Below are 14409 nucleotides of genomic sequence, written 5' to 3' on the forward strand. Positions count from 1 at the left end.
ACCTGGCGCAATCGGGAGGTGGCTGGGTTCAGTCCTGCGGCTTGCCCCTTCGACGTCGGCGGACCACCCCCAGCGTCGCAGATATCCGCAGCTCACAAGGCTTCTTGCTTCGTGCCGATGCTGTACGGGTCGCGCTTCGGGAACATGACCAAGGAGCTGCGCAAGTCCGAGGGCGGGCCGTTCAAAACGGTGAGCGTGCCGCCGCGTGAGGGCATCACGACGGGCTTCGCGATCTCACCGGAGGCGGCACTCGTGGCCGCGACCGGGCGGGACTGGTCATTCGTGCACCGCGGTCCCGGCGAGAAGTGGGACACGCTGCTCACCCTCGGCGGGCCGTCGTTCGAGGACCTGGCTTTCTCCGACTCACGGCACGCCACGTTGGTCAGGGGCGGCCCTGGTCAGGAGTTCGCCGAGGTCTACCGGTCCGACGACGCCGGGGTGAACTGGAAGCTGCTCAAGATCTAGTTAAGCTGGAAACCATGGAGCCTTGCGAACACGGCATGCTCGACGTCGGCGACGGCAACCAGGTCTACTGGGAGGTCGTCGGGAATCCGGACGGCAAGCCTGCCGTGTTCCTCCACGGCGGGCCCGGCGGTCCGGCGAACGGCGCGCGCAGGTCGCTCGACGCCGAGAAGTACCGGGTGGTGATCTTCCACCAGCGCGGCTGCGGCAGGAGCACACCGCACGCCAGTGACCCGGCCGCGGACATGAGCGTCAACACGACCGACCACCTGATCGCCGACATGGAGATGCTCCGCGAGCACCTCGGCATCGAGAAGTGGCTGGTGTACGGCGGATCCTGGGGCACCACGCTCGGCGTCGCCTACGCGCAACGCCATCCTCACCGCGTCTCCGAGATGATCCTGATCGCCGTCACCCTCTCCTCCGCCCGTGAGCTGGATTGGCTCTACAAGGGCGTTTCCCGGTTCTTCCCGGAGGCCTGGGAGCGGTTCAGCGCACACGTCGGCAACGCGCCGGACGTCGTGCGGGCGTACGCCGAGGTGATGGAGAACCCGGATCGCGCGGTGCGGGAGCAGGCCGCGATCGAGTGGTGCCGGTGGGAGGACACCGTGCTGTCGCTGGAGAACTTCGGCAAGGCGAACGTGTTCGGTGACAGGGCGTCGGACGACGTGATCGCGCTCGTGCGGATCATCGCGCACTACTACGCGAACCTCGGCTTCGTCGGCGATCTGCTGAGCGACGCCGGCAAGCTCGCGGGCATTCCGGCCGCGTTGATCCACGGCCGCCGGGACATGAGCTGTCCCGCGGACACCGCTTACGCGCTGGCGAAGGCGTGGCCGGATGCCGAACTGACCCTCGTGGACGACAGTGGCCACAAGGGCAGCCCCGCGTTCGCGGAGGCGATGCAGTCCGCGGTCAGGAGGTTTTCCCCATGACACAACGGAAGCCGCCGGGCATGGGCTTCGAGTCGTGGATCGACAAGCAGATCCGCGAAGCCCAGGAACGCGGTGAGTTCGACGACCTGCCCAGCGCCGGGAAACCGTTGCCCGGCGCGGGTGAGCCTCTCGAAGAGGACTGGTGGATCAGGAAGAAGGTGCGGGAGGAAGAGGGCACGACAGGGTTGCCCCCTTCCCTGGTCCTGCGCAGGCAGGCCGAGACCGCCAAGGCCCGTGCCCTGGCGGCCCCGACCGACGACGAGGCGCGCGCGATCATCGGGGAGATGAACGCGAAGATCCTCGACGCCTTGCGGAAACCGTTGTCCGGTCCGCCGTTGAACCTCATGCCGTTCGACGTCGAGCAGGTGGTGCTTGAGCGGAAGGGGAACTCAAGCGCCCGTCGGTGATCAGCTCGCGTTGACGTCGATGCAGGAGTAGAACGCGTTCGCGGTGTCGCCGATGTTCCAGATGGCGAGCACCTTGTGGCGTCCGGCCGACCCCAGGTTGACGCTGTGCTGCACGGTCGCCGGCGGCTGCTGGTTGTTGCCGCTGAACGTCGCGACCTTGCGGCCGTCGACGAAGTACTCGTAGTCACGAGTGCGGTGCCGCGCGGTGAACGTCCAGTTGAACGTGGCCGTGCGGCCCACGTTCGAGACCTTCCAGCCCTTGTTGTCGTTGCTGAGCACGGAGAACTGCGACAGGTTGGCGTGGCAGCTGCGCAGGTTCTTCGGGCCTTCGACCGACTGCGGCTCCCACTGGATGGCTCCGCAGTCCTTGACAGTGCCGCTGGCACATTGCGCCTGGCGGCTGGCCGGCGACGAGATGTAGCCGTGGGCGAACGCCGTGCCGGTCGGGAGAGCCACGACGAGCAACGGTGCAGCGAGAACGCCGGCCATGGCAGCCGCAACCCTGCGTCCAATTTTCATGTGACTTCCTTTGCCTTGATGTGCTTGTGCGTGCTGGTACATCGCGGCGGCGGTTGAAGGTCTAGACCATACCGCGCGTAATCGGGAGGCCACAAGACGTGTTGATAGATCAGTCAGGTAAGCGACGGACGCTCAGCTTTGTACAGCACCGAATTTCGGCTCTCCGGTGAGCGAAGCCGTTGGGTTCTGGGAGGTTTTGGGCGGCTTCGAGCCTTCTTGGGGTCACCGAGCGTGGTCGACCGCGGTGTGCCGCACCCATTTCGCACCAGTGCCGCAGTGGCGACGACCTGCTGTCAATCGCGATTGCGCGACATTTCTTCGCGATGCGTTCGCTCATAGAATCGCGCCCATGTGGTCGTCGGTGAGTGCGCGGACTCGTCTGGTGGGACGGGAACGCGAGTTGACCGCCGTGCGACGACTCCTGCGCAAGCACCGCCTGGTGGCGCTGGTCGGTCCCGGCGGGTCCGGGAAGTCGCGGCTGGCGGCCGAACTCTGCCCGGTGGAACCCGGCACCGCCGTCGTCGAGCTGGAGTCCGTGCACCGGCCGGACCTGCTGTGGCACGTGATCGCGTTCTCACTGAACGTCTGGGAGGAGCCGGGTTCGCCACTGCACGCGACCGTCGTCCGCGCGCTGTCCGAGCACCGGGTCCTGGTGCTGGACAACTGCGAACACCTGATCCGCGAGGCCGCCGCGGCCGTCACCGAGCTGCTGGCGCACTGCCCGCGGCTGCGCGTGCTGGTGACGAGCCGCGAACCCCTCGATCTGGCCGGCGAGATGTGCGTCGACGTCGGCCTGCTCCCTCCCGCCGACGCCCGCGCGCTGTTCGTGGCATGCGGTGGTTCCCCGGAACTGGCCGATTCGGTGGTCGACCACCTGCCGCTGGCGATCGAACTCGCGGCGGCCAGGACGGACGTGCCCGCGCGCCACCGCGACCTGGACGCGGTGATCAGGTGGAGCTACGACCTGCTCGATCCGGCCGAGCAGGCCGCGTTGCGCCGGCTGTCCGTGCTGGTCGGCGACTTCGACCTCGAGCTGGCCGCCGCGGTCTGCGCCGGTGCCGACGACGTGGTGCAGCTGATGGCAACGTTCCGCGCCAAGTCGTTGGTGGTCCGCTCGCAGTCGTCCTCGCGCAGCGCGCGGTTCCGCCTGCTCGAGTCGATCCGCCTGTTCGGCCTGGCCCGGCTCGCGGAGTCGGGAGAGACCGACGCGACGGTCGACCGCCTCGCCACCGCGCTGACCCGCATGATCCGCACGGTCGCCGCGGCCCCGTCGATCAGCGACGAGACGAACACCTGGCTGGGCGGCCACGAGCACCAGCTCCTGCACGTGATCGCCCGCCTCCCTCCCTCCGACCCGCGGCACACCTGGCTGGTCGCGGCCGTCGTGCACGTCTGGCACCTGCGCGGTTCCTACGTCGAGGCCATGCGCCTGGCCTCGACGACGCTGGCGTCCGGCCCGCTGTCGTCGCACTCGGAGGTCCTGTTGTTCCGCGCGTCCTGGCTGGCGGGCACGGCCGGCGACGGCGCGGAGGCGCTCCGGCTGGCCGAGGCCCTGGTGGCGCACCCGTCGACCCGGCATCCCATCTGGGAGGCGCGGGCGTGGAACACGCTGGGCCACGCGCGTTCCAAGGTCGGCGACCTCGACGGGGCTCGCTCGGCCACCGAACACGCTGTCGTGGCCGCACGCGCACAGGGCAACGAACGGTTGTTGATGACGTTCCTCAACAACTACGCCTGGCTGCTCATGCGGATCGGTGACCTGGACGCCGCGTCGGCGGTGATCGACGAGTCGCTGCGGTGGGGTGCGCTGGACGGCCACCGTTGGATGTTCGCCAAGCACACGGCGGGCGCGATCGCGTTGCGGCGTGGTGCGCTCGACCTGGCGGAGCAGCACTTCGTGGTCGCTCTGCTGGAGGGGTCGTCCTCGTGCGCGGCGCTGTCCGGTGTGCTGGAAGGCCTCGGCATCGTCGCCGCGCACCGGCAGCAGCCGGAGCGCGCCGTCGTGCTGATGACCGCGGCCGCCGCGACCCGCCGTTCGCGCGCCGCGCGGTCGGAGCCTCCGTGGACGCACATGGTCGCCTCGGCCCGCGAACTGGCGGTGCTGGAGGCAGGGGAGCGGCGTGCGGCACGGGCCCGGCAGCTGGGTGAGCGGCTGGATTTCGCGGGGTTGCAGGAGTACGTGAGCTCGGTGCGGCGCGACGATCCGCTGACCTCGCGGCAACAGCAGATCGCCGACCTGGTGGTGGACGGGCTGACCAACCAGGAGATCGGGACGAGGCTGGGGATCTCAACCGGGACCGTGCGGTCGCACGTGACGCAGATGCTGACCAGGCTGGGGCTGTCCTCGCGAACGCAGCTGGCGGCACGGACGGCGCGCGTGCGATGACGTGTGAGGACTGCGGCGCCCCGCTCACCGCACCCGCCAAGTACTGCTCAGGAGCCTGCCGCCAGCGCGCCTACCGCCGCCGCGCCCGCGAGGTCGTGCACACCTCCCCGCGGCTCGACACCTTCGTCGGCCGTCACGCCGAGCTGGCCGGCCTCACCAAGCTCCTGGCGCGCCACCGGATCGTCACGGTCGTCGGACCGCCAGGTGTCGGCAAGTCGCGGTTCGTGCAGGAGGCCGTCGCCCACCGGCAGCACGCCATGGTGGTCGAACTCGCGGACGTCACGCGGGTTCCCGACCTGCTGGCGACCGCGCCGAACCCGGGGCTGCTCGTCCTGGACGGCTGCGAACACGTCCTCGGGGACTGCGCCGAACTCGTCGCGCGCCATCCGGCGCTGCGCGTGCTGGCCACGAGCCGCGAGCTGCTCAACGTCCCCGGCGAGCAGGCGTACCGGCTCTCGCCGCTCGGCCCGCACGAGGCGAGGCGGCTGTTCCGCGATCGGGCGCTGGCGTTCGACAGCGAGTTCGACGAGAGCGCCGACCTGCTGGACGCCGTGTGCGAGCGGCTCGACCGGTTGCCGCTCGCGCTCGAACTCGCCGCGCGGCTCATCCGGGTGCTGACGCTGGAGGAGATCGAGGCCAGGCTGGACAACCGGTTCGCCGTCCTCACCGCCGGACCGCGTGACGCCTCACCGCACCACCGGTCGCTGCACGCGGCGATCGACCACAGCTACCAGCTGCTCACCGAGGCCGAGAAGACCGCCCTGCAGACGTTCGCGATGTTCCCCGACGGCATGACCGAGGAGCTCGCCGACGCGCTCGTGCCGGACGGGTGGGAGATCGCGAAGCGTCTGAAGGAACGCTCACTGCTCGAGAACGGCGAGCGGCTCACGATGCTCGAATCGGTGCGGCTGTTCGCGTTGCCGCAGGGCTCGGTGAACCTCACGGCCAGGCAGGAGGAGCGGGACGAGCCGGAGCTGAGACCGTTGTCGTGGCGCGACGAACGGCTCCTCCAGGTCGCCGCGATGGTCGCGGAAGGCCTGACCAACCGGCAGATCGCGGACGGGCTGCACGTGTCCCTGCGGACGGTCGAGGCGGACGTGCGCGACCTCAAGACCGTCCTGGGAGTGCGGTCGCGCGCGCAGATCGCCGCGTGGACTACGCAGTCCTGACAACTTCTTCGGCTGGTTCTTCCAGCTTTTCCGCCGCCTTCGCGAGCCGCCGCTTCACGATGAAGACACCGGCCACGCCCGCCACCACGGCGATCGCCAGGCCCGCGTAGGAGAAGCCCTTCAACCACTTCTCGGCCACCACGCCGAGGTAGTAGACGGCCGCCGTGGTGCCGCCCGCCCACACCACGCCGCCGAGCGCGTTCGCCACCAGGAACTTGCCGTAGTTCATGTGCAGAGAACCGGCCAGAGGCCCGGCGAGAATGCGCAGCAATGCCACGAAACGGCCGAAGAACACCGCCCACGCGCCGCGTTTCTGGAACACCGTGCGAGCGTGGTTCAGCTGCGTTTCACCGAAGTGCTTGGGGAATTTTCGGCCCATCCAGGCGAACAGGCGAGGCCCGCCGCGCCGGCCGATGAGGTAGCCGAAGTTGTCGCCGATGATGGCGCCCGCGCTCGCCCACACGCCGATCCACAACGGGCTCAGATCGTCGTGCTGCGACGCCAGCAGCGAGGCCGTGACCAGCACGATCTCGCCAGGCAACGGGATGCCGAGCGACTCGAAGCCGATCACCAGGCCGACGATCACGTACACGAGCAGAGGTGGAATGGCTTCGAGCCACTGTTCGATCGGCACGTCGCAACACTACCGTCGCCATCGTGAACGAGCTCGCGCTCGCGGTCGTCGCGGGAATGGTCGCCACGGTCAACCCGTGCGGATTCGCCATGCTGCCCGCCTATCTGGCTCTGGTGGCCCGCGACAATCTGACGAGAGCCTTTATGTCCGGTTTGGTGATGACGGCCGGATTTGTCACCTTCTTCGGACTGTTCGGTCTTCTCGTCACGCCGCTGGCGGGCACGCTCAAGCGCTACCTGCCGTTCGTGACGGTCGTGATCGGCGTGGTGATGATCGTCGTCGGCGTGCTGCTGGTGATCGGCAAGGACCTGTACCTGAGGTTGCCGAAGCTGCAAGCCGCGCCGAAGAGCCTCTGGTCGATGTACGGCTACGGCATCGCGTTCGCCATCGCCTCTCTCTCGTGCGCGATCGGGCCGTTCCTCGCCGTGGTCGGCGCATCGCTGCAGACCGGCGGTGCTGCGTTCCTCGCCTATGCGTTCGGTATGGGACTTGTGGTCACCGCACTGGCCGTCGCGGGTTCGGTGCTCGCACCGCAGATCCGCAAGCTCCTCCCACACGTCAGTCGCATCGGCGGTGTGGTGCTCGTGGTGGTGGGTGCGTACGTGACCTACTACGGCATCTACGAGCTGCGGCTGTTCCTCGCCAACGGCAGCGCGGTCGACCCGGTCGTGCGGGCCGCCGGACGGTTCCAGAACACGCTCGTGCAGATCGTCTCGGCACTCGGGCCGTGGCCGTTCGTGGTGGTGCTGGCGACAGCGGGGGCGTGGTGGCTGAACCGGAGGAGGCGCAAGGCCGTACGCCCAGACAGGAGGTGAGGAGCCGATGCGCTTCCTCGGAGTGCTGCTGGGAGTCGTGCTGCTGCTCGCGGGATGCGGAGAGAAGGCGCCGCCCCCGGAGAAGTTCCAGTTCACCGCCAAGACCCTGGAGGGTGCGGAGTTCCGCGGCGACAAGCTCGTCGGTCAGCCGGCCGTGCTGTGGTTCTGGACGCCCTGGTGCCCGTCGTGCAACGCCGAGGCGAAGACCGTCGCGGAGATGGCCAAGCGCCACGACAAGGTTCAGTTCGTCGGCGTCGCGGCCGAGGACCAGCTGGACGCGATGAAGAAGTTCGTGAGCGACCACGAGATGAACGGTTTCCCGCATCTGGCCGACCTCGACGGGTCCGTGTGGAAGAGGTTCGGCGTGACCGCTCAGCCCACGTTCGCGTTCGTCAAGACCGACGGCTCGGTGGAACTTCTCACCGGCGCGCCCACCGAGGAGCAGCTCGACCAGCGCGTATCCGCTTTGCTGCCGAAGAGTTGATCCAGTCACATCACTAGGCCTCGCAGCCGCACCATCTCAGTAGAAAGACCCTGCGCTGTCGGGACCAACGCCTGGTTCGGCGTTGCGATCGAATTCGTATCGTCGAACTGGCCCCGTGGCGGTGCCGCGCGGCCTTGAGGAGGCAGGTGTCGATGGACTACATCCAGGTCTCGCTCGCGGAGGCCATTCCGGAGCAGGCCAGGGACTACGCGTCGGCGAGGATCGGTTCGCTGGACCGGTACGCACCGGACAGGGTCGACTTCGCCTGGGTCAACCTGACCTCGGACAAGTCCGTGATCCACGCGCACGCCCGGCTCGACCTGAAGTGGGTCGAGGTGCAGGCGTACGCGGAGGCCGACACGGTCACCGAGGTGATCGACCTGTTGCGGGAACGCATGCGGCGTCAGCTCGTCGCGATGCACAGCCGCGTTCCCGTGCACAACTGACCTCGGTGAACTGAACCCACCACTCGGCGGCGGACGGGTGGTGGGTTCACCGCACCCGTTTCACGGTTCCCCTGGCCCCGTCCACCTGGATCCGGTCTCCCGTGGCGATCCGGGTCGTGGCGTTCCCGCAGCCCACCACGGCCGGAATCCCGAGCTCCCGCGCCACGATCGCCGCGTGCGAGAGAGGCGCGCCGACGTCGGTCACCACCGCGGCGGCACGGGTGAACAGCGGCGTCCACCCGATGTTCGTCACCGTGGTCACGAGAATCTCGCCCTGCCGCAACGACTCGCCGTCCTCGACCCGCGCCAGCACGCGTGCCACGCCTTCGACCACGCCCGCCGAGCCGGGGAATCCCGTGACGTCCGACGGCATCGGCACGTCGGCGGTCGCGTCGTGGAGATCGGCCCGGCGGTTCGGTGAGGCCGCCCACGACTCCGGATCGAATCGTCCGCGAATCACCGCCGGATAGGGCGGCAGCGCCCGATAACGCTCGTACGCGGCCCGTTGCGCGGGCACCCGGTCCAGCAACTTCGTCTCGCCGTCCAGAACGCGCAGCACGTCGTCGATCGGCAGGAAGAACAGGTCGTCACCGGACGACGTCAGCTCCCCGGCCCGCAGCACGAACGCGCGCATCACCCAGAACGCCCGCACCATCTCCGACCGGGCCTGCTCGCGCGCCCGCGCACCGTCGCCGATGCGGTCGAGCCGCTTGCGGATCTTCTGGGCCGCCGCGGGGTGTTTCGCCACCAGCCGGTGCCAGGCCCCGGCTCGTGCTTCACGTTGACGTGCCAGCAGGGCTTCCGGGTCCGCCAGCGTCTCCAGCTGCCGGGAGATCCAGTCCGGATCCTCCGCGGGGCGTGGCGCGTAGATCTCGAAGTCGTTGGCGGACCGATGTCCCCAGCTCTGGGCGAAGGTGTCCCGATCGATCTCGCCCGACCGCAGCCGCGCGAGCCCGACCAGCGGACCCAGGCTGGCGAGCCCCGCGCCGTCGTGGAATCCGGTCAGCAACGTGGCCGCGTCCTCCTCGCCGGCCAGTTCGACGAGCCTGCGCCGCAACGCCGCCGGCCCGCCCGCGATCATCCGCGCGCCCGCGTCCAGCACCGGGCAGACGAACCGCAGCAGCTGGTCGAGATCGCGCCGCCACAGGCCGAGCAACGCGGCGGGCGTTGTGCAGGCGGCGATCGCCTTGTGGGCAGCGGCGCACCGGCCGGGGTTGTCGCGGACCAGCCGGGGCAGCCGCGTCCGGTAGAGGATCTGCTGCTTGATCGGCCCTCCCGCCCCGCGCAGCACCGCACCCAGGATCGCGAGCCGCGACATCGGCAGCGGCGGCACCGTCACGCCGGCCGGGATGCGCCCGAACGTCTCCTCGCCGGAGCGCCGCATCTCGTCGGCCCTGCCGATCGCCGTGCCCAGCGCGGTGTACGTGCTGATGTTGAGGTAGAAACGGCCGCCGATGTTGCCGGAGATCCGGTGCGGTCCGATCGCGACACTCGACAGCACCTCGACCAGCGACCACGTCACCGGCGTCATCACCTCGGGGATGGCCTCGCCGACGTTTCCGTTGGACCACAGGTAATCGCCGTCGAGTGAGTCGTTCCACTCGACCCGCGACGATGTGATCGGCCGCGCCTGCAGAATCCAGAACCTCTTGCCCGCCAACGCCCACTCGACGTCCATCGGCATCCCGTAGAGCGCCTCGATCCGCTCGCCGAGCGCGATCAGTTCGCTCTTCTGGGCGTCGTCGAGCAACTCCGCCGAATCCGCCTCACCGCTCACCAACGCCTCACCGAGCCCGCGCACCGCGTTGATCACCGGCTCGGCGCGCCCGGTCACCGGATCCGCGGTGAACAGCACGCCGGACACGTCCGCGGGCACCATCCGTTGCACGACAACGGCCATCTCGGCCGACTCGATCCCGTTCCGCTCGCGGTAGGCGACGGCCCGCTCGGACCGCAACGAGTCCCAGCACTTGAGGACCGCGTCGAACAGCCCGCTCTCGTCAACGTTCAGCACGGTGTCGTGCTGGCCGGCGAACGACAGGTCCGGCAGGTCCTCCGCGGTGGCCGACGACCGCACCGCCACCGGCCCGCCCAGCTCCCGGAACGCCTCCAGCACGCCGTCCGCCGACCGCTCGCGGTAGGCGCGGGTCGTGAGGTGGAATCCGGCGGGCACCGGCAGCCCGGCTCTGGTCAGCCGCGCCAGGGAGGCGCCCTTGCCCCCGACCGTCGCCAGGTCGGCGGCCGGGTCGTCGAGCGGAAGGATCAACGGGATCATGTCGTCATGGTCGTCGAAACGGGCCGCCCGCGTTCGTACAAAGGGTGAAAGGAGACCACCATGACGCAGCAGTACCTGCTGAGCATCTACCAGCCCGACGGCGAGGCGCCTCCGCCAGAGGTGCTCGGCCCGATCATGGAGAACCTCGCCGCGCTGAACGAGGAGATGCGGGCCAAGGGCGCGTGGGTGTTCGCCGTCGGCCTGCACCCGCCGTCGACCGCGACCGTGCTGAACGCCAAGGACGACGACGTGCTGATGACCGACGGGCCGTTCGTCGAGGGCAAGGAGCACATCGGCGGGTTCACCGTCATCCGGGCCGCCGACCTGGACGAGGCGCTGGAGTGGGGGCGCCGGCTCGCGACCGTGCTCAGGCCGTTGTCCATCGAGGTCAGGCCGATCCAGTCCTGATGATCGAGGAGATCTTTCGCGCGGAGTACGGCCGCGCGGTGTCCGTGCTGACCCGAGTCCTCGGCGACATCGACCTCGCCGAGGAGGCGGTGCAGGACGCCTTCACCACGGCCGCCGAGCAGTGGCCGGTCAAGGGCGTCCCGCCCGCGCCCGCCGGTTGGATCATCACGACCGCCCGCAACCGCGCGATCGACAAGCTGCGCCGCGAGACCAAAGGCCACGAGAAGCACGCGCAGGCCGCGTTGCTCCAGCACGAACCGGAAGCGGAGGAGGTGGGGGACGTGCCCGACGACCGGCTGCGGCTCATCTTCACCTGCTGCCACCCGTCGCTGGCGTTGCAGGCCCAGGTCGCGCTCACCCTCAAGCTTCTCGGCGGCCTCACGACGGGGGAGATCGCCAGGGCGTTCCTGGTGCCGGAACCCACGATGGCGCAACGGATCGTGCGCGCTAAGGGCAAGATCCGCGCGGCCCGCATCCCGTACCGGGTGCCGCGCGACGCCGACCTGCCAGAACGCCTGAAGGCCGTGCTCGCCGTCGTCTACCTGATCTTCAACGAGGGCTACCTGGACAAGGCCGGGCTGGCGGACGAGGCGATCCGGCTCGGACGGGTGCTGGCCCAGCTCATGCCGGACGAACCCGAGGTGTGGGGGCTGCTGGCGTTGATGCTGCTCGTCGCGTCACGCAGGGAGGCCCGGCTGCGCGACGGCGAGATCGTCCTGCTCGCCGACCAGGACCGAGAACTGTGGAACGCGGGACTGATCGCCGAGGGACAGGACGTCGTGCGCCGCTGCCTGCGCTGGAACCGGCCCGGTCCGTACCAGATCCAGGCCGCCATCAACGCCGTGCACAGCGATCCACCTACCGACTGGCATCAGGTCGTGGCGCTCTACGACCAGTTGCTGACCTTCACCCCGAGCCCGGTGGTGGCGTTGCATCGCGCCGTTGCGGTCGCCGAGACAGAAGGCCCGGAGAAGGCGCTGCACCTGGTCGACGCGTTGGACCTCGACCGCTACCACCTGTTCCACGCCGTGCGCGCGGATCTGTTGAAGAGACTCGGCCGGGACCCGACCGCGGCACTGGAGGCCGCACTCGACCGGGCGGAACATCCGGCCGAGCGCGACCTCCTGCGCTCACGACTGGGGCTTGCGGCGGCGGACCAGCAGGATCACACCGACGAGGACGATCAGCACGACCACGATCCACAACCAGGCCGGGACACCACCGGACTCTGAGGGCGCGGTCGACGGAGGAGCGTTGGACACCGGGGCGCTCATCGTCACCGACGAGGGCGGGGCCTCGGAGGACGTCTGCGCGGCGACGTTCATGGTGAAGGTGAACGTGCCCTGGACGACGTCGCCGTCCTCGGACTGCGCCTTCCACGCAAGCGTGTGCGCGCCCGCCTTCGCGGCCGCGGTGTCGAACTTCGCCGTGATCGTCTTGTCCACGACGTTCGACTGGGTGATGGGCCACTTGGCGCCGTCCGGCCCCGTGATGGTGACCGCGTCCCCGTCGGGCAGGCTGATGACGTCGCTGAACGTCAGCTCGATCTGCTCGGGCAGGGCGTCCAGAGCCGCGCCGGACGCCGGATTGCTGCTTTTGAGCTCGGCGTGGGCCTGCGCGGGGACGGCCACGGCCGTCGCGGCGAACAGTGCCAGCACGAGCGCGCTGAAGAAACGCCTCACCAGCCGCAGCGTAGTGGTACGGGGTTCCTCATCGGGTCGCACAGTTTCGTTGTCAGTCAACAGTGGGAGCCGGGCGTTCCAGCTCGAACCGGGCGAGGTCCTCGAACCGCGGCCTGCCCGGTGAGCTCCGATCGGCCACCAGCGCGATCCGATCCGCGACCCACGAGGCGTTGATCGCCTGACCTGCCTGCCCTGACGGCACCCGGCCGCGCGCGAGCACCACGAAGGTCTGGAACGGCTGTGGATGGGTGACCGGCACGATCGGTGCCGTCGCCTCGAACACCACGGCCCCCAGCTCGTCCAGACCGGACACCGGCACGCTGATCCATCCTGAGCGCGGCCGCGTCCGGGGCCCGAGGACGCACCGGGTGGCCGGTGCGCCGTCCAGCTCCTCGGCCAGCGCCTCGGCCAATTCCGGCATCACCCGGTCGGGCACGGTGCCCAGCGGCCGCACCTTGATCAGCCACTGGGCGGGCGCGGACCACTGGATGCCCGGTGCGCGGTCGAGCGCACCGAGCACCTCGACGATCTCCGGCGGCGGCCAGATCGCGACGGACAGCCTCACGCCACCGATTGTGGGACACGCGGCGTGAGTTGGGGCAGCGCCAGCACGCACGCGAGGGCGGCGGCCGCCCCGGCGGCGATCACCGGCGCGACCGGTGCCACGTCGTAGAGCAGGCCGCTCAGCATCGGTCCGATGATGAACGCCAGCCCGTTCGTGGCGCAGACCAGACCGGCGACCAGGCCCTGGTGCCGCGGCCCGACGCCGAGCGAGGCCGCCGCGGCGAACCCGGTGACCGCGAGTCCGAGCCCGACCGCCACCACGAGGTACGCCGCCGCCACCAGCCACAGCGACTGCGAGACCGCCAGCACGGCGTAGCCCGCCACCGCGATCGGCGCACCGGTGCGCATCAACCGGCCGGCGGGCCACTTCAGCAGCGGCACGACCACGCCCTGCGTCACGACGAGCCCGAGAGCGGAAGCGGCCACCACGGCGCTGACCGCGAGTGAGGAGGTGCTGTACATCAGCTGTTGCTTGGCGAGCAACGTGACGACGACCTGCGAAAGCCCGAACGACAGGAACATCAGGAACCCGACGCCGAACGCCGGCAACATCGCCCACGGCTGTGTCTGGACCACCTGCTGTGGACGTTCGACGGGTTTGACGGCGACCAGAACGAAGATCGTGACCAGCAGCGCGAGCACGGGCGCGACGGAGAGCGGCAGCATCAGCGAGACGGCGGCGAGCACGCCACCGACCGGCGGCCCGATCAGAGCCGACAGCCCTTGCGCCGCACCGACGAGACCGACAGCCCTGGTGCGGTCGCCTTCCGCCACGGTGAAAGTGCCCGCGACGGCGAGCGCGGCGACCGGCAGCACGGCGAGCCCGGCACCCAGCAGCGCGCTGCGGAACACCAGCACGGACGTGAACGTCAGGTCGGGTGTCAGGGTCTCGTCGAGACCGAACGTGACGGTGGCGGCGAACCCGGCGAACCCGGCCATGGCCAGGCAGAGGCCGGCGAGCAGTGCGCGGCGGAGCCCGATGGCGTCCAGCGCCCACCCCCAGAGCGGGCTCGCGAGGGTCACCGCCACGGAGGCGATCGTGATCACGAGACCCAGCTGGGTCGCGGTGAGGCCGAGGTCGAGGGACAGTGGAGAAAGGGTCGGAACGAGCAGCTGTTGCGTGAAGAACATCGCCAGCAGTGCGACCAGCAACGGCAGCAAGGATCTGGGCACGTGGTTCCCCCTGAGGTGCGACGGCGCAGTGAGGGTAGTTCAGCCACCTG

The 14409-nt window shown here is 69.5% G+C and carries 16 protein-coding genes; 10 read left to right on the plus strand and 6 right to left on the minus strand.

Annotated features, from left to right (window positions below; all coding sequences use genetic code 11):
- The first annotated feature begins 117 nt into the window (after positions 1-117).
- The 3 genes from SK803_RS01270 to SK803_RS01280 are packed head-to-tail and all read left to right on the plus strand — an operon-like array spanning position 118 to position 1804.
- Positions 118-465 carry a hypothetical protein gene (locus tag SK803_RS01270; protein WP_319963816.1) on the plus strand — a complete coding sequence of 116 codons (348 nt, stop codon included), beginning with the start codon at positions 118-120 and terminating at the stop codon, positions 463-465.
- A 14-nt stretch (positions 466-479) separates the two neighbouring features.
- Positions 480-1397, plus strand: a complete 918-nt coding sequence (gene pip / locus SK803_RS01275; RefSeq protein WP_319963817.1) for a prolyl aminopeptidase — start codon at positions 480-482, stop codon at positions 1395-1397.
- Entirely contained in the window at positions 1394-1804 is a 411-nt protein-coding gene (locus SK803_RS01280; protein ID WP_319963818.1) for a DnaJ family domain-containing protein, read from the plus strand. Before pip ends, SK803_RS01280 begins: the two co-directional genes overlap by 4 nt.
- Here SK803_RS01280 and SK803_RS01285 read toward each other — a convergent pair whose 3' ends face one another.
- Entirely contained in the window at positions 1805-2323 is a 519-nt protein-coding gene (locus tag SK803_RS01285) for a lytic polysaccharide monooxygenase auxiliary activity family 9 protein (protein WP_319963819.1), read from the minus strand.
- Between the two features lie 349 nt (positions 2324-2672).
- Between SK803_RS01285 and SK803_RS01290 the strand changes: the two genes are divergently transcribed.
- A complete protein-coding gene (locus SK803_RS01290; protein WP_319963820.1) occupies positions 2673-4709 on the plus strand; it encodes an ATP-binding protein in 2037 nt (678 codons plus the stop codon).
- A complete protein-coding gene (locus SK803_RS01295; protein WP_319963821.1) occupies positions 4706-5878 on the plus strand; it encodes a helix-turn-helix transcriptional regulator in 1173 nt (390 codons plus the stop codon). Before SK803_RS01290 ends, SK803_RS01295 begins: the two co-directional genes overlap by 4 nt.
- Here the strand turns inward: SK803_RS01295 and SK803_RS01300 are convergent.
- Complete coding sequence (locus SK803_RS01300; RefSeq protein ID WP_319963822.1) at positions 5865-6512, minus strand: DedA family protein; 648 nt, start codon at positions 6510-6512, stop codon at positions 5865-5867. The two genes, SK803_RS01295 and SK803_RS01300, sit on opposite strands and share 14 nt — an antisense overlap.
- A 23-nt stretch (positions 6513-6535) precedes the next feature.
- Between SK803_RS01300 and SK803_RS01305 the strand changes: the two genes are divergently transcribed.
- The 3 genes from SK803_RS01305 (at position 6536) to SK803_RS01315 (ending at position 8257) form a co-directional block, all read left to right on the plus strand.
- A complete protein-coding gene (locus tag SK803_RS01305; protein ID WP_319963823.1) occupies positions 6536-7327 on the plus strand; it encodes a cytochrome c biogenesis CcdA family protein in 792 nt (263 codons plus the stop codon).
- Positions 7328-7334: 7 nt separating this feature from the next.
- A complete protein-coding gene (locus SK803_RS01310) occupies positions 7335-7811 on the plus strand; it encodes a redoxin domain-containing protein (protein WP_319963824.1) in 477 nt (158 codons plus the stop codon).
- A 152-nt stretch (positions 7812-7963) separates the two neighbouring features.
- On the plus strand, positions 7964-8257 hold the full coding sequence (locus SK803_RS01315) for an HPF/RaiA family ribosome-associated protein (RefSeq protein ID WP_319963825.1): 294 nt from the start codon (positions 7964-7966) through the stop codon (positions 8255-8257).
- A 46-nt stretch (positions 8258-8303) separates the two neighbouring features.
- Here the strand turns inward: SK803_RS01315 and SK803_RS01320 are convergent, their stop codons facing one another.
- Entirely contained in the window at positions 8304-10532 is a 2229-nt protein-coding gene (locus SK803_RS01320) for a PEP/pyruvate-binding domain-containing protein (RefSeq protein WP_319963826.1), read from the minus strand.
- Positions 10533-10592: 60 nt separating this feature from the next.
- Here SK803_RS01320 and SK803_RS01325 point away from each other — a divergent pair, with 60 nt between their 5' ends.
- Together SK803_RS01325 and SK803_RS01330 are read left to right on the plus strand one after the other, a co-directional pair.
- Positions 10593-10940 carry a YciI family protein gene (locus SK803_RS01325; RefSeq protein WP_319963827.1) on the plus strand — a complete coding sequence of 116 codons (348 nt, stop codon included), beginning with the start codon at positions 10593-10595 and terminating at the stop codon, positions 10938-10940.
- Positions 10940-12172: an RNA polymerase sigma factor gene (locus tag SK803_RS01330; RefSeq protein WP_319963828.1), complete on the plus strand. Its 1233-nt coding sequence runs from the start codon at positions 10940-10942 to the stop codon at positions 12170-12172. Before SK803_RS01325 ends, SK803_RS01330 begins: the two co-directional genes overlap by 1 nt.
- On the opposite strand, the gene SK803_RS01335 is transcribed toward SK803_RS01330, so the two are convergent.
- From SK803_RS01335 to SK803_RS01345, 3 genes are read right to left on the minus strand one after another with little or no spacing between them, the layout of a single operon-like run.
- The gene (locus SK803_RS01335; protein ID WP_319963829.1) at positions 12071-12622 is read right to left on the minus strand and encodes a copper resistance CopC family protein; all 552 of its coding nucleotides are present in this window, start codon (positions 12620-12622) and stop codon (positions 12071-12073) included. The genes SK803_RS01330 and SK803_RS01335 overlap by 102 nt on opposite strands.
- 52 nt (positions 12623-12674) lie before the next feature.
- Positions 12675-13187, minus strand: coding sequence for a 2'-5' RNA ligase family protein (locus SK803_RS01340; protein ID WP_319963830.1), 513 nt, complete (start codon positions 13185-13187; stop codon positions 12675-12677).
- Positions 13184-14359, minus strand: coding sequence for an MFS transporter (locus SK803_RS01345; protein ID WP_319963831.1), 1176 nt, complete (start codon positions 14357-14359; stop codon positions 13184-13186). Before SK803_RS01345 ends, SK803_RS01340 begins: the two co-directional genes overlap by 4 nt.
- Between the last annotated feature and the right edge of the window lie 50 nt (positions 14360-14409).

The sequence above is a fragment of the Lentzea miocenica genome, from assembly GCF_033949945.1.
Classification (GTDB): Bacteria; Actinomycetota; Actinomycetes; order Mycobacteriales; family Pseudonocardiaceae; genus Lentzea; species Lentzea miocenica.

Excerpts from the sequence above, each read along its gene's own strand:
- SK803_RS01270 (WP_319963816.1), top strand. The coding sequence starts at position 118 with ATGCTGTACGGGTCGCGCTTCGGGAACATGACCAAGGAGCTGCGCAAG.
- pip (WP_319963817.1), top strand. The coding sequence starts at position 480 with ATGGAGCCTTGCGAACACGGCATGCTCGACGTCGGCGACGGCAACCAG.
- SK803_RS01280 (WP_319963818.1), top strand. The coding sequence starts at position 1,394 with ATGACACAACGGAAGCCGCCGGGCATGGGCTTCGAGTCGTGGATCGAC.
- SK803_RS01285 (WP_319963819.1), bottom strand. The coding sequence starts at position 2,323 with ATGAAAATTGGACGCAGGGTTGCGGCTGCCATGGCCGGCGTTCTCGCT.
- SK803_RS01290 (WP_319963820.1), top strand. The coding sequence starts at position 2,673 with ATGTGGTCGTCGGTGAGTGCGCGGACTCGTCTGGTGGGACGGGAACGC.
- SK803_RS01295 (WP_319963821.1), top strand. The coding sequence starts at position 4,706 with ATGACGTGTGAGGACTGCGGCGCCCCGCTCACCGCACCCGCCAAGTAC.
- SK803_RS01310 (WP_319963824.1), top strand. The coding sequence starts at position 7,335 with ATGCGCTTCCTCGGAGTGCTGCTGGGAGTCGTGCTGCTGCTCGCGGGA.
- SK803_RS01315 (WP_319963825.1), top strand. The coding sequence starts at position 7,964 with ATGGACTACATCCAGGTCTCGCTCGCGGAGGCCATTCCGGAGCAGGCC.
- SK803_RS01320 (WP_319963826.1), bottom strand. The coding sequence starts at position 10,532 with ATGATCCCGTTGATCCTTCCGCTCGACGACCCGGCCGCCGACCTGGCG.
- SK803_RS01325 (WP_319963827.1), top strand. The coding sequence starts at position 10,593 with ATGACGCAGCAGTACCTGCTGAGCATCTACCAGCCCGACGGCGAGGCG.
- SK803_RS01330 (WP_319963828.1), top strand. The coding sequence starts at position 10,940 with ATGATCGAGGAGATCTTTCGCGCGGAGTACGGCCGCGCGGTGTCCGTG.